Genomic DNA, 24,104 nt, shown 5'->3' with positions numbered 1-24,104 from the left:
GGCCACGGTACGTCATACGAGGTTGGCACGGGGGCCATGCCTGACGCTACCGTCGTACAAACGGGGAGAGGACATGTCCTTCAGACCAGGGACCATTCGAAGTCCGTCCGCAGCGGAATGCATCGCGCCCGCACGCGCGGCGGGGTTGAGCCGGATCGAGCTCGACCCGCAACGGGATCGCCACGCGCGTGCCGCGCTGGAGGCATATGCCGATTCGGCGGCGGCCGAGATGCCGTGGCTGGCCGAATCGCTCGACGAACGGCTGCGCGGCGCCGCGCAGGACGATGGCGCGGGCCTCACGTATTGCGGCGCAACGATCGAGCGCGTGTTCGATCTCGCGCAGACGTGGGCGGCGAGCCAGCCCGACTACGCGGCGCCGGCGTGGGAGCGCGTGCGCGGCCAGCTCGAGCGGATGCTGGGGCTGCCGGAGGCGTTCCCGGTCGCGCGGCTGCGGCGACTGTCGACCGACGATCTGGCCGAGCCGAAGGCCGGCAAGGCGGGCCCTGACTAGGCGCGCAATCGCGCGACGGGAAGGATTATTCGAATAAAGGACCGTAGTCCGCGCAATTTCTTGGCGAATTTCATACTACTATGATGAAATCGCCGGTTCGTCCGTGCCCCGTTTTTGAGATATTTTTCCCGGGGCGGCCGTGCCGCGCAGGTTGCGCGCTCGGCAAACGACGGCTCGCCGGCCGGTGTCGAAGGCCGCGCGCATGCTGCGCGGGGTGAGCGCGGGGAGCTGAACTGGACGAATCGTTTTCGATTTGCGGGGTGCTATGAGAATTGCTGTACTGGATGACGATCCGGCCCAGACGGATTTCGTCAGTCAAACGCTGACGGCCGCTGGCCACACATGCTATGCGTTCAAGGAAGGCAAGGCCCTGAAGAAGCGTCTGCAGCGCGAGACGTTCGATCTGCTCGTGCTCGACTGGAACGTGCCGGACATGTCCGGCGAGGAAGTGCTCAAGTGGGTGCGCGCGAACCAGACCGAGCACAGCCTGCCGATCATCTTCATGACGAGCCGCGACGACGAGGCGGGGATCACGCAGATCCTCAACGCCGGCGCCGACGATTACGTGGTCAAGCCCGTGTCGGGCCCGATCCTGCGCGCGCGCATCGGCTCGCTGCTGCGCCGCGCGTATCCGGTCAACGCTGAGGCGACCGTTCGCGAGTTCGACCAGTTCCGCTTCGACGTGAACCTGAAGCAGGCGTACGTCGGCGACAAGGCCGTGAGCCTCACGCAGAAGGAATTCGAACTCGCGCTGCTGCTGTTCCAGCATCTCGACCGACCGCTGTCGCGCGCGCATATTCTCGATCTCGTATGGAAGCAGGCGACCGACATTCCGTCGCGCACGATGGACACGCACATCTCGATGCTGCGCACGAAGCTCGGCCTGCGGCCGGAAAACGGCTATCGCCTCGCGCCGATCTACGGCTACGGCTACCGGCTCGAGCGGGTCGGCCAGGGAGAACCGGAGTGACCCAGCGAATCACGCAGCGCACGGCGCGCTTGCGCACGGTGGCACTGCATGCGGCGTGCGCGGTCGCGTTCGCGTTCGTGGCACGGCAGGCCGTCGCGCAGCCGCCTGCTGCCGTGGGCAAGACGGTTGTCTACCGCACGCAGGCCGGCGACACGCTGTACGACGTCGCCGCGCGCTACCTGCAGGGCCCGGACGACTGGCAGCTGCTGCAGCAGATCAACGGCGTGCCCGCGCCGAAGCGCCTGCAGCCGGGCATCGCGCTGAAGTTGCCCGTCGCGCGTCTGCGCAAGGAAAAGCTGACCGCGCGCGTCGTCGCGGTGCAGGGCACGGCCGAGCGCGCGTCCGGCAACGCGTACGCGCCGCTCGCGAGCGATGCGACGCTCACCGAGGGCGACCGCGTGCGCACCGGCGCGAACGGCTTCCTGACGCTCGAACTGGCCGACGGCACGCACATGAGCCTGCCGCCCGACAGTCAGCTCGACCTGAAGACCTTGCGCCGCACCGTGCTGACCGGCGCGCTCGATCGCGTATTCGAGCTCACGCGCGGCTCGGTCGACAGCGAGGTCACGCACCTGAAGAAACGCGACGACCGCTTCCAGATCCGCTCGCCGTCGGTCGTGGCCGGCGTGCGCGGCACGCGCTTCCGCGTGAACTACGACGCCGCCGGCAACGCGGCGACGCGCGTCGAGGTGCTCGACGGCACCGTCGGCGTCGCGGGCAAGCAGCAGTCGGCCGATCCGACGCTCGTGCATGCGAACTTCGGCAGCGTCTCGACGTCGTCCGGCGCGGTCGGCGCACCGGTGCAGCTGCTGCCGGCGCCCGCGCTCACGCATCCCGACAAGGTGCAGGACGAGCCCGACCTCACGTTCGACATCGCGCCGCTCGAGCATGCGCATGCCTATCACCTGCAACTCGCGCGCGACGCGGGCATGCTGGAGCTGTTCAGCGAAACGCGCACCGTCTCGTCGCGCGCGGTGTTCCGCGAGGTGCCGAACGGTACGTACTTCGTCCGGATTGCCGCGATCGACGACAACGGCCTCGAGGGCATGCCGCACATTTACGCGTTCGAGCGGCGCCTGATGGGGCTCGACGCAACCGCGTCGCCCGGCCCGAACGGCTATGAGTTCCGCTGGTCGCCGAATGGCGCGAGCAAGGATGCGCGTTATCGGTTCGTGTTGTCGCGCTCGAAGGACCTGAGCGCGCCGGTGGTCGACCAGATGGGCCTGCAGGCGCACCGGATCACGGTCGCGCACCTGCCGCCCGGCGACTACTACTGGGCGGTGACGGTCGAGGAGTTCGAAGGCGGCAAGTTCTATCAGAAGACGAGTCCGGTCAGCGCGTTCACGTTGTCGCGCTGACCCGCGGCGCATGAAAACCGACTCCGTTTCCCCGCGGCGGCGCCTCGGCCGCCGCTTCCTCATCGAGTGGATCGCGATCGGCTGCCTCGGGATCGCGGTGATCCTCGCATGCGCGTTCGGCCGGTTCTCGTCGAGCGTCGACGGGCTCATCTACGACCGGCTGCTGATGCTGCGCAGCCTGCCGTTGTCGCCCGATGTCGTCGTCGTCGACATCGACAACCAGAGCGTGTCCGCACTCGGCCGCTGGCCGTGGCCGCGCAGCGTGCACGCGCGGCTGCTCGACACGCTGGCGCGTGCGCACCCGGCCGCGGTCGTCTACGACGTGCTGTTTACCGAGCAGTCGCCGGAGGATCGCGCGTTCGCGGACGCAATGACCCGTGTGCCGACCTTCCTGCCCGTCTTGCTGAGCCCCGAGCAGGCGGACGGCACGCGCACCGTCGATCCGCCGGTGGCGGAGCTCTCGGCACGCACGATGGGGCTCGGCCACATCAATCTCGAAGTCGATCCCGACGGCATCGTGCGCAGCGTCGCGCTGTTCGAAAGCGACGGACGCGTGCGCTGGCCGCAACTGATGGTGCCCGTCTATCGTGCGATCCAGGCCGGCCGGCTGCATCCGGTCGGCGGTGTGCCCGGCGCGAATGCGCACGACCTGTCGCGCGACGCGAACGGCGAGGGCCGCTACCTGATCCCGTTCAGCCGCAATACGCCCGCCTATCCGACGGTGTCGTTCGACGACGTGCTCGAAGGGCGCGTGAAACCCGACGCGCTGCGGGGCAAGATCGTCGTCGTCGGCGTGACCGCATCGGGCCTCTTCGACCGCTTCGCGACCCCGGTGTCGGGGGACTTCGGCCCGCTCGCCGGCGTGTACATTCATGCGAACGTCCTCGACATGCTGGCCACCGGCAGCGCGATCCTGCCCGCGTCTCGCGACTGGCTCTTCGCCGCATCGCTGCTGCCGCTCGCCGTGCTGCTGGGCGGTTTCCTGATGCTGTCGCCGTGGCGCGCGCTGCTGCTGACGCTGAGCCTGGCCGCGCTGTCCGTCGTCGCGAGCCTGGCGCTGCTGTTCGAGGCGCGCGTGTGGCTGTCGCCCGCGCCGGCGATCTTCGGGCTGATCGCCGTCTACCCGATCTGGAACTGGCGGCGCCTGGAAATGACGATGTCGCACCTGCGCCGTGAGCTGCAGCGGCTGGCCGACGAGCCGCACCTGCTGCCCGAGGCGCCGCGCACGCGCAGCGTCGGCGGCGACGTGCTCGAACGGCAGATAGCGCTGATGGCGCAGGCCGCGCAACGCGTGCAGGACATGAAGCGCTTCGTGTGGGACAGCCTCGACAGCATGCCGGAGCCGATCTTCGTCACCGACCTGGCCGGGACCGTGCTGATCGCGAACCATGCGGCGAAGCGCTACGGGGCGCGCCTCGCGCTGCCGCTGCCGGAAGGGCGGCCGCTGCGCGCCGCGCTCGGCGAGTTGACCTTCATGAAGACCGTCGACGGCAACGCCGAACACGACGTGACGATTCGCGAACACTGGCCGGCCGCGCTCGACCCGACGCTCGGGGCCGAAGACGAAGCGATGGCGCGCGGCATCGAGGTGCGCGATCGCGACGGGCTCGACCATCTGTTACGCTACGCCCCGTGTACGAATGCGCAGGGCCATGTGACGGGCTGGATCGCCGGCCTCGTCGACGTAACCGAGCTGCACGCGGCCGAGCGGCAGCGCGAGGAGGCGCTGCACCTGCTGTCGCACGACATGCGCTCGCCGCAGTCGTCGATCCTCGCGCTCGTCGAGATCGAGCGCGATCGCGTCGAAACCGACGCGATGCGCGGGCTGCTCGCGCGGATCGAGCGGTATGCGCACCGTGCGCTGTCGCTCGCCGACGAGTTCGTGCAGTTGGCGCGCGCGGAGTCGCAGGCGTACCAGCTCGAACCGACCAGCCTCGTCGACGTGCTGATCGACGCGAGCGACGAAGTGTGGCCGCAGGCGCAGGCGAAGCGCATCCGCATCGAGACCGACGTCGGCACCGACATGTGCTGGGCGCGTGCCGACCGCTCGCTGATCACGCGTGCGTTCGTCAACCTGCTGAACAATGCGGTCAAATACAGTCCGTCCGACACGGTGATCACGTGTACGCTGACGGTCGAGCATGCATCGAAGCGGATGTTCTGTACGATTCGCGATCAGGGGTACGGCATCGCGCCGGAAGATCAGCGGCATCTGTTCGAGCGTTTCAAGCGATTCCATGCGGGCGAGCGGCCCGAAATTTCGGGCTCGGGGCTCGGCATGGCATTCGTGAAGACGGTCGTCACGCGCCACGGCGGCAGCGTGACGGTCGACAGCGAAGTGGGTGTCGGCACCGCGGTGACGGTGTCGCTGCCCGCGATCGACGAGCCGTCCGCCTGACAGGGCCGGGCACGACGGCAGGCATTTGGGGGAAGTCATGAGAAAGGAATGGGCAGCGACCGCGCTCGCGGTGGCGCTGTTGACGGGTTGCGCCGGCGTCACGACCGGCGTGAGCGCGCTCGGGCAGCCGAACGCGTTCGAGTCCGGTTCGCACGACTACGAGCTCGTTCGCACGGCCGCTCAGGCCGACGATGCCGAATACCGGCAGATCGAGACGCTTGTGCGCGACGAGCTCGCGCACCGCGGCTTCGACGCGCAGCCTGGCCAGGCTGCGCGCTACCGGCTGTCGATCGCGTACGCGACGCAGCCGGCGTCGGTCGCGGCGACGGCCGACCAGTGCGGCGCGGCAAGCAGCGCGTGCGTGACCGTCGACGGGCCGGCGCCGTTCGCGTTGCCGTTCGCGGGCAGCGTGTACCGCCACGTGCTGACGCTGCGTTTCGTCGACGCGAAGTCGGGCGCCGACGTCTATCGCGTGTCGGCGTCGATGCGCGACCGCGATGCGGGCACGCAGCAGGCCGCGCCGACGCTCGTGAAGAGCGCGCTCGCGAAGCTGCCGTTCGAGCAGGGCGACGGCTGGCTCGTGAAGACGAAAAAAGACGACGCGGGCGCGATGCCGGGCGTCGTCTCGGTGAAGTCGGCCGCCGCGCGCTGACGCGCCGGCCGTGAGGTGAGGGCGGGCCCGCAGCGCAGGCGAGGCCGGCCCGTGCCGCGCTCAGGCAGCCGGTTGCCCGTTGCCGCGCGTGCGCAGATACGCGTCGAACTCGGCGCCGACTTCCGGGTGGCGCAGCGCGAACTCGACCGTCGCCTTCAGGTAGCCGAGCTTGCTGCCGCAGTCGTAGCGCGTGCCCTGGTACTTGTAGGCCAGCACCTGTTCGTCGGCGAGCAGCGCCTGGATCGCGTCGGTGAGCTGCAGCTCGCCGCCCGCGCCCGGCTTCAGCGCGCGCAGATGTTCGAAGATCCGCGGCTTCAGGATGTAGCGGCCGACCACGCCGAGGTTCGACGGCGCGACTTCCGGCGCCGGCTTCTCGACGATCGCCGACATCTTGACGATCGATTCTTCCCACTCCTTGCCATCGACGATGCCGTACGACTTCGTCTCCGACGGCGGGATCTCCTCCACGCCGATCACCGAGCTGTGATAGTGGTCGAACACGTCGACCATCTGCTTCATCACGGGCGGGTTGCCGTCGAGCAGGTCGTCGGCGAGGATCACCGCGAACGGGTTGTCGGCGACGAGCTTCTCCGCGCACAGCACCGCATGGCCAAGGCCGAGCGCTTCCGGCTGGCGCACGTAGAAGCAGTCGACATGGCTCGGCTTGATGCTGCGCACGAGCTCGAGCAGTTTCTCCTTGCCGCGCGCCTCGAGTTCGGCCTCGACTTCGTACGACTTGTCGAAGTGGTCCTCGATCGCGCGCTTGCTGCGCCCGGTCACGAAGATCATTTCCGTGATGCCCGCGGCGATCGCTTCCTCGACGGCGTACTGGATCAGCGGCTTGTCGACGACGGGCAGCATTTCCTTCGGGCTCGCCTTCGTGGCCGGGAGGAACCGCGTGCCGAGACCGGCAACGGGGAATACCGCCTTGGTGACTTTCAACATGATCGAACCTTTATTCCTGTAATCGACTTGTCAGACAGTCTTATGTTCACGTTCCGATTATAGTGAACGCAAACGACCTTACCGTTTGTTACGCAGGCAACCGATCGAGCTGAGCGCGCAGTTTTTCCAGCGTGCTCTGGAATTCGGCGACACGCTTCTGCTCCTGTTCGACCACGGCCGGCGGCGCTTTCGCGACGAACGCCTCGTTGCCGAGCTTCGCGTTGCACTTCGCGATTTCGCCCGTCAGGCGCGCGATTTCCTTCGACAGGCGCTCGCGTTCGGCCGCGACGTCGATTTCCACTTTCAGTACCAGCTTGTTCGGGCCCACGATCGCGATCGGCGCGCCGTGCGCTGCCTGGTCGAGCGTCGCTTCGTCGGCCAGGATCTGCACTTCCGACAGGCGGGCGAGGGCCTGGACGTACGGCGCGAACGAGCGCAGGCGCTCGGCGTCGCCGGCCGCGAGCAGCGGCACCTTGGTCGCCGGCGACAGGTTCATCTCGCCGCGCAGGTTGCGGCACGCGTCGACGATCGCCTTCAGGTCGGCCGCCCATTGCTCCGACGCCTCGTCGATCTTCTGCAGGTTCGCGACCGGGTACGCCTGCGTCATCAGCGACGCTTCGCCTTCGGCCTTGCCTTGCGGATAACGGCCGGCGAGCGGCGCGACCTTCTGCCAGAGCGCTTCGGTGATGAACGGGATGATCGGGTGCGCGAGGCGCAGCACCGTTTCCAGCACGCGCAGCAGCGTGCGGCGCGTCGCGCGCTGCTGTTCCGGCGTGCCGTTCTGGATCTGCACCTTCGCGAGTTCGAGGTACCAGTCGCAGTACTCGTCCCACACGAACTTGTAGATGCTGGTGGCGATGTTGTCGAAGCGGTAATCGGCGAAGCCCTTCGCGATGTCGGCCTCGGTGCGCTGCAGGAGCGACACGATCCAGCGGTCGGCCGCCGAGAAGTCGAGGTAGCCGCCGGGGCCGCAGTCGCCCGCGCCGCACACTTCCGGCTTGTCGGCGCCGCAGTCGTGGCCTTCGCAGTTCATCAGCACGAAGCGCGTCGCGTTCCACAGCTTGTTGCAGAAGTTGCGATAGCCTTCGCAGCGCGCGAGGTCGAAGTTCACGTTGCGGCCGAGCGTCGCCATCGACGCCATCGTGAAGCGCAGCGCGTCGGTGCCGAACGCGGCGATGCCGTCCGGGAATTCCTTGCGCGTCTTCTTCTCGATGGTGGCGGCCTGTTTCGGGTTCATCAGGCCCGTCGTGCGCTTCGCGACCAGCGTTTCGAGGTCGATGCCGTCGACGATGTCGATCGGGTCGAGCGTGTTGCCCTTGCTCTTCGACATCTTCTGGCCTTCCGCGTCGCGCACGAGGCCGTGCACGTAGACGGTGTGGAACGGCACCTTGCCGGTGAAGTGCGTCGTCATCATCACCATCCGGGCGACCCAGAAGAAGATGATGTCGAAGCCGGTGACGAGCACCGACGACGGCAGGAAGTGCTGCAGTTCAGGCGTGTCGTTCGGCCAGCCGAGCGACGAGAACGGCACGAGCGCCGACGAGAACCACGTGTCGAGCACGTCCTCGTCGCGCTTCAGCGCGCCGGCATAGCCCTTCGCGGCGGCCTGCGCGCGGGCTTCTTCCTCGTTGCGCGCGACGAACACCTCGCCGTTTTCGCCATACCATGCGGGAATCTGGTGCCCCCACCACAGCTGGCGCGAGATGCACCAGTCCTGGATGTTCTCGAGCCATTGATAGTAGGTGGTCGTCCAGTTTTCCGGCACGAACTTGATCTGGCCGTTGCGCACGACGTCGAGCGACGTTTCGGTGATCGACTTGCCCGGATTGAACGTGCCTTCCGGCGCCGGCTTCGTCATCGCGACGAACCACTGGTCGGTCAGCATCGGCTCGATCACGACGCCGGTGCGGTCGCCGCGCGGCACCATCAGCTTGTGCGGCTTGACGGAGTCGAGGAAACCCTCCGCATCGAGGTCGGCGACGATCGCCTTGCGCGCGTCGAAGCGGTCGAGGCCGCGATACTGCTCGGGGCCGTTGTCGTTGATCTTTGCGTCGAGCGTCAGGATCTCGATCGGCGCGAGGTTGTGGCGCAGGCCGACCTGGTAGTCGTTGAAGTCGTGCGCGGGCGTGACCTTCACGACGCCCGTGCCGAACTCGCGGTCGACGTAGTCGTCGGCGATCACCGGAATCTCGCGGCCCGTCAGCGGCAGCGTGACGAGCTTGCCGATCAGGTGCGCGTAGCGCTCGTCTTCCGGGTGGACCATCAGCGCGACGTCGCCGAGCATCGTTTCCGGGCGCGTGGTCGCGACGGTCAGCGAACCCGAACCGTCGACGAGCGGATAGCGGATGTGCCACAGGTGGCCGTTTTCCTCTTCGCTCGCGACCTCGAGATCCGACACCGCGGTGAGCAGCACCGGATCCCAGTTCACGAGGCGCTTGCCGCGGTAGATCAGGCCCTGTTCGTAAAGCGTGACGAACACGTCGCGCACGGCGGCCGACATCTTGTCGTCCATCGTGAAATATTCGCGCGACCAGTCGGTCGACGCGCCGAGACGGCGCACCTGGCCGGTGATCGTCGAACCGGACTGCTGCTTCCACTCCCACACGCGCTCGACGAACTTCTCGCGGCCGAGGTCATGGCGCGATACGCCCTGTGCATCGAGCTGGCGCTCGACGACGATCTGGGTCGCGATCCCCGCGTGGTCGGTGCCGGGTACCCACAGCGTGTTCTCGCCGAGCATCCGGTGGTAACGGGCGAGGCCGTCCATGATCGTCTGGTTGAACGCGTGGCCCATGTGCAACGTGCCGGTGACGTTCGGCGGCGGCAGCTGGATCGCGAAATCGGGGCGTGCCGGATCGAATGCCGGTGCGGCATAGCCGCGTTTTTCCCACTCCGGCCCCCATTGGGACTCGATGGTGTGGGGCTCGAAACTCTTCGCAAGCGTGCTGTCGCTCATGGTTGGAAATCTGCCGAAAAATGCGTGAATTGGATGCCGAATCTGACAATTATAAATGGATGCACATCGGCCAGCCATCGCTTGCCCGGGCGGGCAGGTCGCGGGGGCGCCGCAACGCGGGCGACGGCAGGCGTCGGAACGGATCGGAAACGGCATCGCGCGGCCGACTTATAATGGCGGGTCCGCATTTTTCTCGCACGTCCGCTGCCGCTCCATGCCCGATCTGCTCGCCAATCTGAACCCTGAACAATACGCCGCCGTCACGCTGCCGAACGAACCGGCGCTGATCCTCGCGGGGGCGGGCAGCGGCAAGACCCGCGTGCTGATCACGCGCATCGCGTGGCTGATCCAGCAGGGCTACGCGTCGCCGGCCACGGTGCTTGCCGTCACCTTCACGAACAAGGCGGCGCGCGAAATGATGGCGCGGCTGTCGGCGATGATGCCGATCGACACGCGCGGCATGTGGATCGGCACGTTCCACGGGCTGTGCAACCGGATGCTGCGCACGCACTGGCGCGACGCCGGCCTGCCGCAGACCTTCCAGATCCTCGACACGGCCGACCAGTTGTCGGCGATCAAGCGGCTGATGAAGGCGGCGAATGTCGACGACGAAAAATATCCGCCGAAGAACGTCCAGTACTTCATCAACAACGCGAAGGAGCAGGGGCTGCGTCCCGACAAGGTCGACGCGTCCGACAACTTCAACCGCAAGTTCGTCGAGCTCTACCAGGCGTACGACCAGCAGTGCCAGCGCGAGGGTGTCGTCGACTTCCCCGAGCTGCTGCTGCGCTGCTACGAGCTGCTCGCGTACAACGCGCCGCTGCGCGCGCACTACCAGGCGCGCTTCAAGCACATTCTCGTCGACGAGTTCCAGGACACCAACAAGCTGCAGTACGCGTGGCTCAAGATGCTCGCGGGCGGCGAGAACGCGATCTTCGCGGTGGGCGACGACGACCAGTCGATCTACGCGTTCCGCGGTGCGAACGTCGGCAACATGCGCGACTTCGAAGACGAATTCCGCGTGCGCAACCTGATCAAGCTCGAGCAGAACTACCGGTCGCACGGCAACATCCTCGACGCGGCGAACCAGCTGATCTCGAACAACTCGCATCGCCTCGGCAAGAACCTGCGCACCGACGCCGGCCACGGCGAGCCCGTGCGCGTGTACGAGGCCAGCACCGATGCGCAGGAGGCCGGCTGGATCGTCGAGGAGATCCGTTCGCTGATCAACACCGGGATGTCGCGCAGCGAAGTTGCCGTGCTGTATCGCAGCAACGCGCAGTCGCGTGCGATCGAGCACACGCTGATGACGTCGGGCATCCCGTATCGCGTGTATGGCGGTCTGCGCTTCTTCGAGCGCCAGGAAGTGAAGCACGCGCTCGCGTACCTGCGCCTGATCGACAACCCGAACGACGACACCGCGTTCGTGCGCGTCGTGAATTTCCCGACGCGCGGGATCGGCGCGCGCTCGATCGAGCAGCTCGCGGACGCCGCGCGCCTGTACGACTGCTCGATGGCCGCGGCGATTCCGTACGTGACCGGCAAGGCCGGCACGAGCCTCGGCGCGTTCGCGAATCTCGTCGCGAAGATGCGTGCCGAGACGCAGCAGATGAGCCTGCCGGAGACGGTCGAATACGTCGTGCGCGCGAGTGGCCTCGCCGATTTCTACCAGGGCGAGCGCGAAGGCCAGGACCGCCTCGAGAACTTGCAGGAACTCGTGAACGCGGCCACCGCGTTCGTCAGCGAGGAAGGTTACGGGCTCGATGCGCCGGCCCGCTCGATTCCGCTGCGCGCGGGCGCGATCGCGGCGCCGGAGCTCGGCGTGGACGCGGACGATCCGACGGTCGACGTGCTCGATCCGGCGCCGCTCGGCGACCCCGCGCAGAACCCCGACACGATGACGCCGCTCGCGGGCTTCCTGTCGCACGCGTCGCTGGAAGCCGGCGACAACCAGGCGCAGGCCGGCCAGGACGCGGTGCAACTGATGACGGTGCACGCGGCGAAGGGGCTCGAATTCTCGGCCGTGTTCATCACCGGCCTCGAGGAAGGGCTGTTCCCGCACGAGAACAGCGTGCTCGAATCGGACGGCCTCGAGGAAGAGCGGCGGCTGATGTACGTCGCGATCACGCGCGCGAAGGAGCGGCTCTACCTGTCGTTCGCGCAAAGCCGGATGCTGCACGGCCAGACGCGCTACAACGTGCGCTCGCGCTTTTTCGACGAATTGCCGGAGCACGTGCTGAAGTGGCTCACGCCGAAGGTCGAGGCGGGCTCGCGCTGGGGCGGCCGCTCGGACAACGCCGGCTGGGGGCGCGACTGGTTCGCGCGGCCGGGCGGCGGCAGTCGCGAACAGGTCGTCGACGCGGCGGTCTCCGCGCCGCTGCCGGCGTTCGCGGACAAGCAGCGCGCGGCCGACACCGGCTTCCGCATCGGCCAGCAGGTATTCCATACCAAGTTCGGCGAGGGGACGGTCACCGCGCTCGAAGGCAACGGCGCCGATGCGAAGGCGCAAGTGAAGTTCAAACGGCACGGCGAGAAGTGGCTCGCGCTGGCGGTCGCGAAACTGCAGGCGGTGGAATGATGGGCATCGACATGGCTGAAACGGTTTCGACGCGCCCGCTCGGCATTCTGGCCGCGCTGCCCGAGGAACTCGGCGACCTGATCGCCGCGATGCGTGACGAAGGCGCGATGAAGACGATCACGCTCGGCCGCCGCGATTATCACGTCGGCACCGTGCACGGGGCGGCCTGCGTCGTCACGCTCGCGCGGGTCGGCAAGGTGGCGGCCGCCGCGACGGTCAGCGCGCTGATTCACGTGTTCGGCGTGTCCGGCATCGTCTTCACCGGCGTCGCCGGCGGCGTGTCGCGCACGGTGCGCGTCGGCGACGTCGTCGTCGCCGATCTGCTGCTGCAGCACGATCTCGATGCGTCGCCGCTGTTTCCGCGCTACGAGGTGCCGCTGCTCGGCATCACGCGGTTCGCGACCGATGCGGCGCTGACGGCTCGTCTGAAGGCCGCATGCACGCTGTTCGTCGCCGAGGAGGGCGCGCGGTTCGCCGAGCGTTTCGGGCTGGCGGGTGCGACGTTGCACGGCGGGCTGATCATCAGCGGTGACCGCTTCGTGTCGAGCGAGCGGGAAGTCGTCGCGCTGCGCGACGCGCTGCCGGACGCGCTCGCGGTCGAGATGGAAGGCGCGGCGATCGCGCAGGTCTGCGCCGAGCACGACGTGCCGTTCGCCATCGTGCGCACGATCTCCGATACGGCCGACGATCATGCGACGCAGTCGTTCTCGCACTTCCTGTCGGCGATCGCGAGCAACTATTCGTCCGGCATCCTCAAGCGTTTCCTGACGCTGCATGCGACGACGGCGGCCTGAAGCCGCCGTCGTACTTTCCCTTCGAATCGGTCGACCGGCCGCGGCACACATGCCGCGGCCGGTTCGTCACGCCTTCTTGCGCCGGCTGCTTTCGAGGTTCGGCAGGAACACGGTCAGCACGCCGATCAGCGGCAGGAACGAGCACACCTTGTAGACGAACGTGATGCTCGTCGCATCCGCGAGCTGGCCGAGCACGGCGGCACCCACGCCGCCCAGGCCGAACGCGAAGCCGAAGAACAGGCCCGCGACCATTCCGACCTTGCCGGGCATCAGCTCCGTCGCGTAGACGAGGATCGCGGCGAACGCCGACGCCAGCACGACGCCGATGATCACGCTCAGCACGCTCGTCCAGAACAGGTTCGCGTACGGCAGCAGCAGCGTGAACGGCGCGACACCGAGGATCGACACCCAGATCACGTACTTGCGGCCGATCCGGTCGCCGACCGGCCCGCCGATCAGCGTGCCGGCCGCGACTGCCGCGAGAAACACGAACAGGTGGATCTGCGCGGCCTGCACCGACAGGTGGAACTTGTCGATCAGATAGAACGTGAAATAGCTGTTGATGCTCGCCAGGTAGAAGTATTTCGAGAAGACCAGCAGCACCAGCACGCCGATCGCGGCGAGCACGCGGCCCTGCGACAACGTCGGATGGCCGGCCGCCGCGGCCTTTTTCTTCATCGACGGATGCTTCTTGTACCAATGGCCGATCTGCGTGAGGACGACCATCGCGACGAGCGCGGCCGCCGAGAACCACGCGATGCTGTGCTGGCCGTGCGGAATGATCACCAGCGCGGCGAGCAGCGGCCCGAGTGCCGAGCCGGCGTTGCCGCCGACCTGGAACAGCGACTGCGCGAGCCCGTGCTGGCCGCCCGATGCCATCCGCGCGACGCGCGACGATTCCGGATGGAACACCGACGAGCCGCAGCCGACCAGCGCCGCGGCCGCCAGCAGCGTCGGGAAGTTCTGCGCGGCCGACATCAGCAGCAGCCCCGCGAGCGTGAAGCCCATCCCGACCGGCAGCGAATACGGCTTCGGCCGCTTGTCCGTGTACAGGCCGACGAGCGGCTGCAGCAGCGACGCGGTGATCTGGTAGGTCAGCGTGATCAGGCCGATCTGCGCGAACGACAGCGCGAACTGGCTCTTGAGCATTGGATAGATCGCGAGGATCAACGACTGGATCATGTCGTTGAGCATGTGCGAGAAGCTGATCGCGCCGAGCACGGGGTAGACGGTACGCGGAGCGGGTGGGGCAGACGGCTGGGCTGCGGCTGTCGCGCCGACGCCCGTATCGAGGCTGGTTTCCATGTGAGCTGAGCGAGTTGAGGTGGCGGGACGCGCTCTGATGGGGATCGGCGCGTTCGAATCGTTGTTGCGTCAAAGAAGTCTAATGTGGCGTATCGAGAATGTCAGGCCAAGTTTTGTCGCAATTCGGACATTGTTGTGACGATTCGGCCATGACGCCGTTTTTTGGCCAGGTATAACGCAGCGGCGCGTCTGCCTTTCGTGGCGGTCGCGCGGGACGGATCGGTGTTTGCCCGGACTCAAGGCGCGCCGATGGCGGCCGTAGAAGGACCAATGACATCACAGTGCGGCACCGGCCACGAGCCGGGCGAGCGCAGGGCGCGCGGCATGGCGGGCCGGCGCGGGAATGCCGGCCGCCGGAACCGACCTTTCCGGCGGCATGATCAATACGGGGATATATCGATGAAAGCAGCTTCATTGCATCCGCGGCCGGTTGCGGCCGCCGCCGCATCCGACGCAGCCGCCCGGCCCGCCGCACGGCGTGCGCGCGCAGCCCGGCGCGAATCCCGGCCGTGGACGGTCAAGGCGACGTTGCGCGCCGCGTTCGCGATCCTGCTGGCCGGCACGCTCGCGATCGGCGTGTTTTCGCTGTGGCAGATCAGCCGGCTGAACGCGTCGATTGCGTCGGTCTACGAGCAGGGGCACGTCGCGAGCCGGGCGGCGGAGGAGGTGCGCGCCGAGGTGCTGCGCGCGAGCCGCGCGCAGAAGATGCTGCTGACCGCCACCACCGCGAAGGAGCGCGACGACCTGGGCGCCGAGGTCGGCGCGGGGCTCGCGTCGATCGGCCAGGCGCTCGCGACGCTGCAGCGCTACGCGGATCCGGCCGATGCGGACGATTCCGCGCGACTGCGCGCATTCTCGATGGCGGTCGGGACGTGGAGCGGCCATCTGCGCGATTTCGTCGCGCTCGTGCAGGCGCAGCCGCTCGACCTGTCGCAGATGAACTGGCAGGTCGGCACGCAGGACGTGTCGCTGCTGGTCGAGACCGGCAAGCTCGAGAAGCTCGTCGCGATGCTCGTGAAGACGCGCGGCGCGAAGTCGAAGGCGACGCTCGATGCGTCCGCAACGATCTTCTCGTCGTCGTTCGCGATGATCGCGGCGATGACGGCCGCACTGATCGTGCTGGCGATCGCGATTGCCGAAGGGGTCGTGCGCCGCCTCGCGTCGCAGCTCGGCGGCGAGCCCGCGGAGGCGAAGGCGATCGCCGCCGACATCGCGCGCGGCGACCTCGCACGGCCGATATCGCTCGGCCGGCACGACCGCGACAGCATGGTGCGTGCGCTGTCCGACATGCAGACCGGGCTCGCGGCGACCGTCGGCGAGATCGCCGTCAGCGCCGAGGCGATCGCGGCCGCGTCCGGCGAGATCTCGACCGGCAACCTCGACCTCTCGCGCCGCACCGAGCAGCAGGCCGTCGCGCTCGAGCGCACCGCGGCCAGCATGGAGGAACTCACGTCGACGGTGCGGCAGAACGCCGAGAACGCGCGGCAGGCGAGCGCGCTCGCGGCCAATGCGTCGGCCGTCGCGGAGGCGGGCGGCGAAGTCGTCGGACGCGTGGTCGCGACGATGAGCGAGATCGACGACAGCGCAAAGAACATTCGCGACATCATCGGCACGATCGAGGGGATCGCGTTCCAGACCAACATTCTCGCGTTGAACGCCGCGGTCGAGGCGGCGCGCGCGGGTGAGCAGGGACGCGGTTTTTCGGTGGTCGCGGGCGAGGTGCGGCAGCTCGCGCAGCGCGCGGCGACCGCGGCGAAGGAGATCCGTGGGCTGATCGGCGCGTCGGTCGAGCGCGTCGCGAACGGCGCGGCGCTCGCGCACGATGCGGGCCGCACGATGAACGACGTGGTGCGGGCGGTCAAGCGCGTGACCGACATCATCGGCGAGATCTCCGCGGCGTCGGACGAGCAGAGCGCGGGGATCGACGAGATCGGCCGCGCCGTCACGCAGATGGATGCCGGCACGCAGCAGAACGCGGCGCTCGTCGAACAGGCAGCCGCCGCAGCGAACGCGCTCGACGAGCAGGCGCAGGCGCTCAAGTCGCTGGTCGGACGCTTTCGCATCGCGGCCTGAGCGTCGCATCGTCCCACGCCGTCGCGGGCCGGCCGCCCGCGACGCGCAGGCTGGCGCGCTGCTGTCGATCGGTGACAAACCCGGCAGTCGGTCCGCGCGCAATCCCTTACAATGCGCCTCCACATAGCGGGGGGCCAGAACCCGCGGCGCATGCGCACCGACTCCGGTGCGACCGCACGCCGAGCGGGTCACAACAATGACGATGACGATTTACCTGACGGGATACCTGTGGATGCTCGCGTCCGCGGCGATCGGCACGCGCACGCGCGTGGCCGCGTGGCGATGGCTCGCGGCGGGCATCGCGCCGGCCGCCGCGTTCGCCGTGCTGCGGGGCCGGACGGGCACCGACACGGCGATCTACCTCGACATCATTACCGGCATCTGGAGCGGCAACCTGAAGGTCGTGCCGCGCACGCTCGAACCGGGTTTCGTCTGGCTCGTGCGCGCGCTCGCGTGGCTCGGGCACGATCCGCACATCGCGATGGCGATCCTGTCGCTGCTGGTCGTCGTCGCGTGCGTCGCCGCGTTCGGCCGGAGCGCCGAGGACGCATGCGTGTTCGCCACGCTGATCTTTCCGCTGTTCTTCTACGACATGGCGATGAGCGGCGTGCGCTACGGCGTCGCGTTCTGTGTCGCGAAGCTCGCATCGGACGCATGGGCGCGCAGGCGGCACGGCGCGTCGTTCGCGTTCGCGGCCGCGGCGACCGCCATGCACGTGTCGGCGGCGCTGCTTGTCGTGCTGCTGCAGGTCCGACGGTTGCGCCTGCTGCGCTATGCGGGGCTGGCGGTCGCGATCGGCGGCGTGCTGTTCGCGATGCATCACGACGCGTTGCTCGCGAAGGTCGGCCTGTATGCGGCGTTCACGCCGCCCGCGCAGATGTCGGGCGGCGCGCCGCTCGTGCTTGCGTTGCTGACGCTCGCTGCCGGCTGGGTGCTGCTGGCGCGCATGCCGCGCACGCTCGTGTTCCTGTTCGTCTGCGAGATCGCGAGCTTCGCGCTCGCGCGGATCAGCTATGCGGGGCTGCGTTTCCAGTGGCTCGTGCTGTTCGCGATGGGCTGTCAGTTCGTGCCGCTGCAGCACGTGCCGGGGATCCGGCGCCGGCACGTGATCGTCGCGCTGGTCGTGATCGGCGCCGTCGGCTTCGCGATGCGACTGCGCAACATGCTCGGCGAGTACGGGCTCGGCCCGTCGCCGTTCCTGCCTTACCGGTTCTTCTGGGAATGACGCGGCCGGGCGGGGCGCCGCCCGGCCAGCGTTTCATCACGACTTTTTCTGCTTGTCCGGATCGATGATGACCGTGCAGGTCGTGCCCGCCGACAGCACCACGTCGGCCGGCACTTCGTCGATGCGGATGCGCACCGGCACGCGCTGCGCGAGGCGCACCCAGTTGAAGGTCGGGTTCACGTCCGCGACGAGGTCGCGGCTTTGCGGGTTGTCGCGATCGTAGATGCCGCGCGAGATGCTCTCGACGTGGCCCTTCATCACGCCGCCGCTCATCAGCCGCATCTCGGCCGGTGCGCCGACCTTCACGCGCGGCAGCTTGATTTCCTCGAAGTAGCCGTAGACCCAGAACGAATGGCTGTCGACGATCGCGAGCTTCGCCTGGCCGGCCACCGCGTAGTTGCCTTTGAACGTCTGCAGGTTCGTGATGTAGCCGTCGACCGGCGCGACCACGCGCGTGCGTTCGAGATTGAGCTTCGCGGCGTCGAGCGCGGCGATCGCCTGCTGGTACTGCGCGTCGGCGCTCGATGCGCTGTGCGCGGCGTTCTCGCGGTTTTCCTTCGACACGACGAGCGCGTCGAGGTCGGCACGGCGGGCCGCGTCGTCGCGACGCATCTGCAGTTCCGCGCGGCGGGCGGCGACGGCCGCCTGCGCCTGCTCGACCGCGATCTGGTAGTGCGACGGGTCGATCTGCATGATCAGGTCGCCCTTTTTCACGAGCTGGTTGTCATGCACGGGCAGTTCGACGATCGCGCCCGACACGTCCGGCGCGACGTTGACGATCTCGGCACGGACGCGCCCGTCGCGCGTCCAGGGATCGTCCATGTAGTGCACCCACAGCGAGCGCCCGATCAGGATCGCGACGAGAAGGATGACGGCGGTCGCGACGAAGCCGAAGAGTTTTCTGAGAATCATGATGGTTCGGAATCAACGGTAAACGGCAAGACTCAGTCCGCCGCAAATGCAGACGAGAAGGCACGCGCGGAACAGCGACGGGTGCCAGACGAGACGGTAGAGGCCCGTGTAGGCGAGCAGGCGGTCGACGGCCCAGGTCGCCAGCGCGCCCAGGACGAACATCAGGACCACCGTGGGCATGTAGGCATCGAGAATGGCGATTTCACGCGGCATCATGACGAGGCTCCTTGTTGGGGACGCACCGGGCGGTTGCGGTTGAGCGGCTCGAGCGGCGATTCCGGATCGAGCAGCGCCGTGCGTACGAAATGCAGATGACTCAGGATGCGCTGCAGCCGATGGCGCTCCTCGCGCGACGGCGTGACCGCATCGAGCGTCTGCCGGGTCGCGTCGATCGCGGCGTTGACCGCATCGAGCGTCGCGTCGAAGCGCGCCGCGTCCGGCTGGCGGAACAGCGCGGACAGCGCGGTGCGCATCGTCTCGATCGCGCGTCGCCACGGCGTCGTCGGCGCATAGCGCGGGTCGGACGGCAGCGTCGCCAGCTCGGTGCGCAGATCGAGCGCCGCGTTGCCCGTCTCCAGCACCGCGAACATCCAGCGCAGCGCGTCGCGCTGCACGTCGGGCTGGTCGGCCGACAGCGTGTGCGCCTGGTACATCAGGTCGCGCGCGCCGCTCTCGAAGCGCGTGCGCAGTCCGGCCAGCCGTGCGTGGCACGCGGCGACCACCTGATGGCGCAGGTCGGCGAACAGCCGCTTCTTGAGCCACGGCGCGGTCGGCGGAAACAGCACCGCGAACGCGATCGCCGAGACGAGCATCGACAGCACCAGCGCGAGCGCATCGTTCATGAAGCTCATCGGGTCGTAGTGCGTGATGTTGTCGGGGCCGGCGAGGAAGCTGAAGAAGATCAGGTAGCCCATCCCGTAGCCCGCGAGCTTCGGCTTCATCGTCATGAAGATGCCGATCGCGAGCAGCGGCGCGAGGGCCGCGCACAGCAGCGGGAAGCCGTCGATGTGCGGGTAGATGCCGAACGTCAGCAGGAAGCCCGTGCAGACGGCCAGCGCGGTCCCCATGCCCATCTGCGCGGACATCGCGGTCGGGCGCGGTGTCGACGACGCGAGCGCGCAGGTGGCCGCGGCCGTCAGCGTCATCGTGACGCCGCTCGGCCACGCGGTCTCGATCCAGAACCAGCCGAGCACGAGTATCACGGTCGCGGTGCGAATCGCCGCGATCACCATCGCCGTCACGTTGGTGCGCGGCTCGTAGCGCTCGATCCAGCGTTCGCGCTCGTGCGTCGCGGTCGACAGCGACGCATAGGTCGCCGCGTATTCGTGCAGATCCGTGATGAAGCGGTACAGCAGCTCGGTGGCCGTGTCGAAGTCGAGCAGCGGAAAATCCGGCTGCGTCTCGAGCGCGGCGCGCGTCGCGCGGATGCGGCGCGGCAGCGCGTCGCGCCACGCGAGCAGCTGTTCGGCCGCGAGCGCGGCGTCGGCCGACGAGCGCACCGGTTCGCCATTGCGCGTCAGAAGCGGTGCGATCTCGCGGAAGTACGGCTCGATCGCGTCGATCGCGGCCTGCGCGCCGGCCGCGCGCAGCCGGTTCATCAACTGATGCAGCGCGTGAAAGCGGCTCGATACGCTCATGAACTCGCTGTTCAGACGCGCGAGGCGGCCGCTGCGCATCCGCGTGTCCGGATCCTCGAACACGGCCATGCTGCGCGCCGCTTCGAAGCCGACCACGTCCGCGACGAAGCGCGTATGGATGGTTTCGATGTGCGCGCGGTCGAGCTGGCCCGACAGCGCCGCCGCGACGTAGTCGACGAAGCTGCTGAAGCGCTTGCGCACCGTCGTGCGCATCTGCTCGCCGGTGTACTGCGGAAACACCAGCGCGCTGACGACGCCTGCCGACACGATCCCGACCATGATCTCGGCGACCCGCGTCATCGCGCTCATGAACGCGCCGTCCGGGTGTTGCGATGCCGGCAGCCCGATCAGCGCGGTCGTGTAACCGGCGAGCAGGAAGCCGTAGCTGCGGAAGTTGCGGTTGCGCGCGGCGCCGGCCGTGCACAGCGCGACCCACAGCGCGACGGCCAGCAGGAACAGCTGCGGCTGCTGCGGGAACAGCCCGACGAACGTGAGCGTCGCGATCAGCCCGAAGATCGTGCCGGCGACCCGGTAGAAGCTCTTCGCGAGCACCGCGCCGCTTTGCGGCTGCATCACGATGAACACCGTGGTCATCGCCGTCTTCGGCGCCGGCAGGTCGAGCCGCATCGACACGCCGGTCGCGATGAACGCGGCAAGCAGTGCCTTGAACAGATAGAGCCACGCGGCGCCGTCGCTGCGGGCCCAGTCGCCGAACGCGGCGGACCAGGCCGCGAGCGGGCCGGCGGCATGTGTGGAAGCGGGGGAGGAGGCGGACATGACGGTCGCTCCGCGTTACCGTGCGGCCGGCGTGGCGGTCGCGCCGGCGGTTGCGACCCGCGCGGGCCGAGCGGCGGCCGCGACGGGCTTCGCACCCGATGCGGCGGCCGGCGCGGCGGCGCTCGCGGCGGATTCGTCGTGCGGCGGATGGCCGGCCTGAACGTCCGTTTCCGGCTCGACGCCGCCGCCGAGCGCGGCCATCAGCTGCGCGTGCGCGGCGAGGCGCTCTGCGTCGATGCGGGCCGCCGTTTCCTGCGCGCGCAGCAGCTGCTGTTGCGCGACCAGCACGTTCACGTAATCGGTCAGGCCGCGGCGGAAGCCTTCGCGCGACAGCTGGTAGCTGCGGTCGTTGGCGGCTACCGAGCGCGCGGCGTCCTTCTTCTGCGTATCGAGCGAGCGGATCCGCACGACCTGGTCGGCGATGTCCTTGAGCGCGCCGACGACCGTCTGGTTGTAGCGCTCGACCGCCTGGTCGTAGCCGGCGTCGGCCGCGCCGAGTTGCGCGCGCAGGCGGCCGCCTTCGAAGATCGGCAGCGACAGCGCGGGGCCGGCCGTCCAGCCGCCGTTCATCGCGCGCAGGAAGTCGGTGAACGGCGCGGTCACGCCGAAGCCGCCGACCGTCGCGAGCAGATCGATGTTCGGGTAGAACGCGGCCTTCGCGACATCGATGCCCCGTGCCTGCGCGTCGACCGTCCAGCGGGCCGCGACGACGTCCGGGCGGCGGCCGAGCAGGTCGGCCGGCATCGCGGACGGCAAGCCGGCCGGCGCGTCGAGCGACAGGCTCGGCCGCTTGATCGCATCGCCGGCGCCCGGGCCCTTGCCCGCGAGCGCGGCGAGCTGGTGGCGCGCGAGCTGGATCGCTTCTTCATAGCTGTCGATCTGGCGCTCGTAGTCGGGCAGCGTCGATTCGGCCTGGCTGACTTCGAGTTGCGTGCCGAGGCCGGCCTGCAGGCGCTTGCGCGCGAGATCGGCCAGCGAGCGCTGACGTTCGAACGTTTCGTGCGCGAGATCGAGCAGCGCGTAGTTCATCGACATGCCGACATACGCGCGCACGACGTTGACCTCGAGCTCGAGCTTCGCCGCCCGTGCGTCGGCCGCCGTTGCATGCGCGGTGTCGAGCGCGCGCTCGGTCGCGTTCTTGTCCTTGCCCCACAGGTCGAGGTGGTACGACAGGCCGAGCGTGCCGGTGTTGTTCCACGTGTCGGTGTCGGCGAGCGGCCCCGGGCCGTAGTACACGTTGTCGGGCCAGTGCTGGCGCATCAGCGACAGGTTGCCGTTGATCTGCGGCAGTTCCGCCGAACGGGCCACGCGCGCCATCGCCTGCGCTTCGCGCACGCGGGCCTCGGCGGCCGCGAGGGTGGGGTTGCCGGCCTGCGCGGCGGCGATCCACGCGTCGAGTTGCGGGTCGCGGTACGCGCGCCACCAGTCGGACGCGGGCCAGCCCGCGTCGTGGTCCGCCGCGCGGATGGCGGCACCGGCATCGAGTGTGTTCGCTTCGATGCGCGCGGACTGCGGCTTGTTGTCGCCCATGCTCGCGCATCCGGCCATTATTAATGAGACTGCAAGAACCGCCAGTGCCAGCGTCCCTTTTGTTGCCGGAGACCGCACGATTTTCTCCCTTTCGGATATAGATGAGTCGGATGCGATTATATTTTTCAGTGATTCCTGAATAAATGGACAAGGGTGCAAGTCATTTTTACGAATCCTGAGATAATATTTGTTCGCCCCTGTGCAACAATCCCTCCGGATTCAAACGGGTAATGGGATGGATACGTTACAAAACATGCGGGTATTCGTCCGTGTGGTCGACGCGGGAAGCTTTACCGCGGCCGCCCAGCAGATGAATTCGACTACCGCCTATGCATCGCGCGCCGTGTCGGATCTCGAGGCGCACCTCCGCACGCGCCTCCTGAACCGGACGACACGCCGGATCGCGCTGACCGAGGCAGGCGAGCGCTACCTGCAGCGCTGCGAGCAAATCCTCGCGTACGTCGACCAGGCCGAAGCCGAAGCGGGCGACGCGCACGCGCGCCCGTCGGGCAAGCTGAAGGTCCATTGCTTCACGAGCCTCGGGCAGCACTACCTGGTGCCGGCCATCGCGCGCTATCGGCAGCGCTATCCGGACGTGCACGTCGAGCTGACGCTCGCGCAGCGGATGCCCGACCTGCTCGACGAGGGGTACGACGTCGCGATCGTCGTCGGCCGCGACCTGCCCGATTCGGGGCTGGTGTCGCAGCGGCTCGGCGAGAGCTACAGCGTCGTGTGCGCGTCGCCGGGCTATGTCGACACGCACGGCGTGCCTCGGACGCCCGCGGATCTCGAGCACCACGTCTGTCTCGGGATGGTCGCGCCGGGCTTTCACTTCGACGAGTGGTCGCTGTCGGGGCCACACGGCGACGAGGTGATTCCGATCACGGCGCCGCCGTTCCGCGTGAACGTCGCCGAGGCGCTCGCGGTGGCCGTGCGGGAAGGGATGGGGATCGGCGGGTTGCCGCTCTATTCGGCGATCGGCGGGCTGCGCAGCGGACACATCGTGCGCGTGATGCCCGAATACCGGTCGCACGTGATGAACATCTACGCGCTGTATCCGTCGCGCCAGTATCTCGACGCGAAAATCCGCACCTGGGTCGATTTTCTGCGCGATGAGTTGCCGGCCACGCTCGAAGCCGACGAAGCCGCGCTCGCGCAGTTCACGGCTGCGACATGAGCGCGCGGTCGAGCCCGATCTGACGAGATTTGTCCTTCGCGCAACATTTTTTTACCCTCGGACGGCGGACAGTTTGATACTGTTCAAATCAGAGAGATTTGGATCTGCCCATACCCGGAGTCGCAATGGATACGCAACTGATGATCGGCCTTGGAGTTCTGCTTGGTGCGGCTGCTGCCGCCGCGGCGACGCGCGATCTGCTGCGCGCGATGAAGGCACGGATGAAGCCGGCGCCGGTGCGGGTACGCCCGTCGGCGAACGGATCGCGCCGCGCCGATCGCTGATCGGGCGGCCTTTCGGATCGGG

The 24,104-nt window shown here is 68.1% G+C and carries 18 protein-coding genes; 11 read left to right on the top strand and 7 right to left on the bottom strand.

The window, feature by feature from the left end; genetic code table 11:
* The first annotated feature begins 73 nt into the window (after nt 1-73).
* The 5 genes from ACV22V_RS25040 to ACV22V_RS25020 all read left to right on the top strand — a co-directional run bounded on the left by ACV22V_RS25040 (nt 74) and on the right by ACV22V_RS25020 (nt 5,889).
* Nucleotides 74-511, top strand: a complete 438-nt coding sequence (locus ACV22V_RS25040; RefSeq protein WP_059817993.1) for a hypothetical protein — start codon at nt 74-76, stop codon at nt 509-511.
* Nucleotides 512-776: 265 nt separating this feature from the next.
* Nucleotides 777-1,481 (top strand): response regulator transcription factor, encoded by a 705-nt coding sequence (locus ACV22V_RS25035; RefSeq protein ID WP_006402120.1) that lies wholly within the window; start codon nt 777-779, stop codon nt 1,479-1,481.
* The gene (locus ACV22V_RS25030; RefSeq protein WP_448015802.1) at nt 1,478-2,839 is read left to right on the top strand and encodes a FecR domain-containing protein; all 1,362 of its coding nucleotides are present in this window, start codon (nt 1,478-1,480) and stop codon (nt 2,837-2,839) included. Before ACV22V_RS25035 ends, ACV22V_RS25030 begins: the two co-directional genes overlap by 4 nt.
* 10 nt (nt 2,840-2,849) lie before the next feature.
* Nucleotides 2,850-5,237: a CHASE2 domain-containing protein gene (locus ACV22V_RS25025; RefSeq protein WP_448015801.1), complete on the top strand. Its 2,388-nt coding sequence runs from the start codon at nt 2,850-2,852 to the stop codon at nt 5,235-5,237.
* Between the two features lie 37 nt (nt 5,238-5,274).
* Nucleotides 5,275-5,889, top strand: coding sequence for a DUF4136 domain-containing protein (locus ACV22V_RS25020; protein WP_059818000.1), 615 nt, complete (start codon nt 5,275-5,277; stop codon nt 5,887-5,889).
* A gap of 60 nt (nt 5,890-5,949) precedes the next feature.
* On the opposite strand, the gene galU is transcribed toward ACV22V_RS25020, so the two are convergent.
* Entirely contained in the window at nt 5,950-6,834 is an 885-nt protein-coding gene (galU, locus tag ACV22V_RS25015; protein ID WP_059524128.1) for a UTP--glucose-1-phosphate uridylyltransferase GalU, read from the bottom strand.
* Between the two features lie 88 nt (nt 6,835-6,922).
* Nucleotides 6,923-9,790: a valine--tRNA ligase gene (locus ACV22V_RS25010; RefSeq protein WP_059524130.1), complete on the bottom strand. Its 2,868-nt coding sequence runs from the start codon at nt 9,788-9,790 to the stop codon at nt 6,923-6,925.
* A gap of 214 nt (nt 9,791-10,004) precedes the next feature.
* Here ACV22V_RS25010 and ACV22V_RS25005 point away from each other — a divergent pair, with 214 nt between their 5' ends.
* On the top strand, nt 10,005-12,368 hold the full coding sequence (locus ACV22V_RS25005) for a UvrD-helicase domain-containing protein (protein ID WP_059524132.1): 2,364 nt from the start codon (nt 10,005-10,007) through the stop codon (nt 12,366-12,368).
* A complete protein-coding gene (locus ACV22V_RS25000; RefSeq protein ID WP_059690901.1) occupies nt 12,365-13,162 on the top strand; it encodes a 5'-methylthioadenosine/adenosylhomocysteine nucleosidase in 798 nt (265 codons plus the stop codon). The genes ACV22V_RS25005 and ACV22V_RS25000 overlap by 4 nt, the downstream gene beginning before the upstream one ends.
* A gap of 66 nt (nt 13,163-13,228) precedes the next feature.
* On the opposite strand, the gene ACV22V_RS24995 is transcribed toward ACV22V_RS25000, so the two are convergent.
* Nucleotides 13,229-14,467 carry an MFS transporter gene (locus tag ACV22V_RS24995; protein WP_223965131.1) on the bottom strand — a complete coding sequence of 413 codons (1,239 nt, stop codon included), beginning with the start codon at nt 14,465-14,467 and terminating at the stop codon, nt 13,229-13,231.
* A 399-nt stretch (nt 14,468-14,866) separates the two neighbouring features.
* On the opposite strand from ACV22V_RS24995, the gene ACV22V_RS24990 reads away from it, so the two are divergent.
* Both ACV22V_RS24990 and ACV22V_RS24985 read left to right on the top strand, forming a co-directional pair.
* A complete protein-coding gene (locus ACV22V_RS24990) occupies nt 14,867-16,540 on the top strand; it encodes a methyl-accepting chemotaxis protein (protein ID WP_448015800.1) in 1,674 nt (557 codons plus the stop codon).
* Nucleotides 16,541-16,736: 196 nt separating this feature from the next.
* A complete protein-coding gene (locus ACV22V_RS24985) occupies nt 16,737-17,765 on the top strand; it encodes an EpsG family protein (RefSeq protein WP_448015799.1) in 1,029 nt (342 codons plus the stop codon).
* A gap of 36 nt (nt 17,766-17,801) precedes the next feature.
* Here ACV22V_RS24985 and ACV22V_RS24980 read toward each other — a convergent pair whose 3' ends face one another.
* From ACV22V_RS24980 to ACV22V_RS24965, 4 genes are read right to left on the bottom strand one after another with little or no spacing between them, the layout of a single operon-like run.
* Nucleotides 17,802-18,677 (bottom strand): efflux RND transporter periplasmic adaptor subunit, encoded by an 876-nt coding sequence (locus ACV22V_RS24980; RefSeq protein WP_448015798.1) that lies wholly within the window; start codon nt 18,675-18,677, stop codon nt 17,802-17,804.
* A 12-nt stretch (nt 18,678-18,689) separates the two neighbouring features.
* Nucleotides 18,690-18,893, bottom strand: coding sequence for a DUF1656 domain-containing protein (locus tag ACV22V_RS24975; protein WP_011351756.1), 204 nt, complete (start codon nt 18,891-18,893; stop codon nt 18,690-18,692).
* The gene (locus ACV22V_RS24970) at nt 18,890-21,091 is read right to left on the bottom strand and encodes an FUSC family protein (RefSeq protein WP_059524146.1); all 2,202 of its coding nucleotides are present in this window, start codon (nt 21,089-21,091) and stop codon (nt 18,890-18,892) included. The genes ACV22V_RS24975 and ACV22V_RS24970 overlap by 4 nt, the downstream gene beginning before the upstream one ends.
* A gap of 15 nt (nt 21,092-21,106) precedes the next feature.
* Nucleotides 21,107-22,699, bottom strand: coding sequence for an efflux transporter outer membrane subunit (locus ACV22V_RS24965; RefSeq protein WP_448015797.1), 1,593 nt, complete (start codon nt 22,697-22,699; stop codon nt 21,107-21,109).
* Nucleotides 22,700-22,856: 157 nt separating this feature from the next.
* On the opposite strand from ACV22V_RS24965, the gene ACV22V_RS24960 reads away from it, so the two are divergent.
* Together ACV22V_RS24960 and ACV22V_RS24955 are read left to right on the top strand one after the other, a co-directional pair.
* Nucleotides 22,857-23,798 carry a LysR family transcriptional regulator gene (locus ACV22V_RS24960; protein WP_059524150.1) on the top strand — a complete coding sequence of 314 codons (942 nt, stop codon included), beginning with the start codon at nt 22,857-22,859 and terminating at the stop codon, nt 23,796-23,798.
* Nucleotides 23,799-23,923: 125 nt separating this feature from the next.
* Nucleotides 23,924-24,082 carry a hypothetical protein gene (locus ACV22V_RS24955; protein ID WP_175908214.1) on the top strand — a complete coding sequence of 53 codons (159 nt, stop codon included), beginning with the start codon at nt 23,924-23,926 and terminating at the stop codon, nt 24,080-24,082.
* The last annotated feature ends 22 nt before the right edge of the window (nt 24,083-24,104 follow it).

It is taken from the genome of Burkholderia sp. AW33-5 (assembly GCF_053427615.1).
Note: the sequence above shows the minus strand (reverse complement) of the source record. Positions and strands in the feature narration are given on the sequence as shown.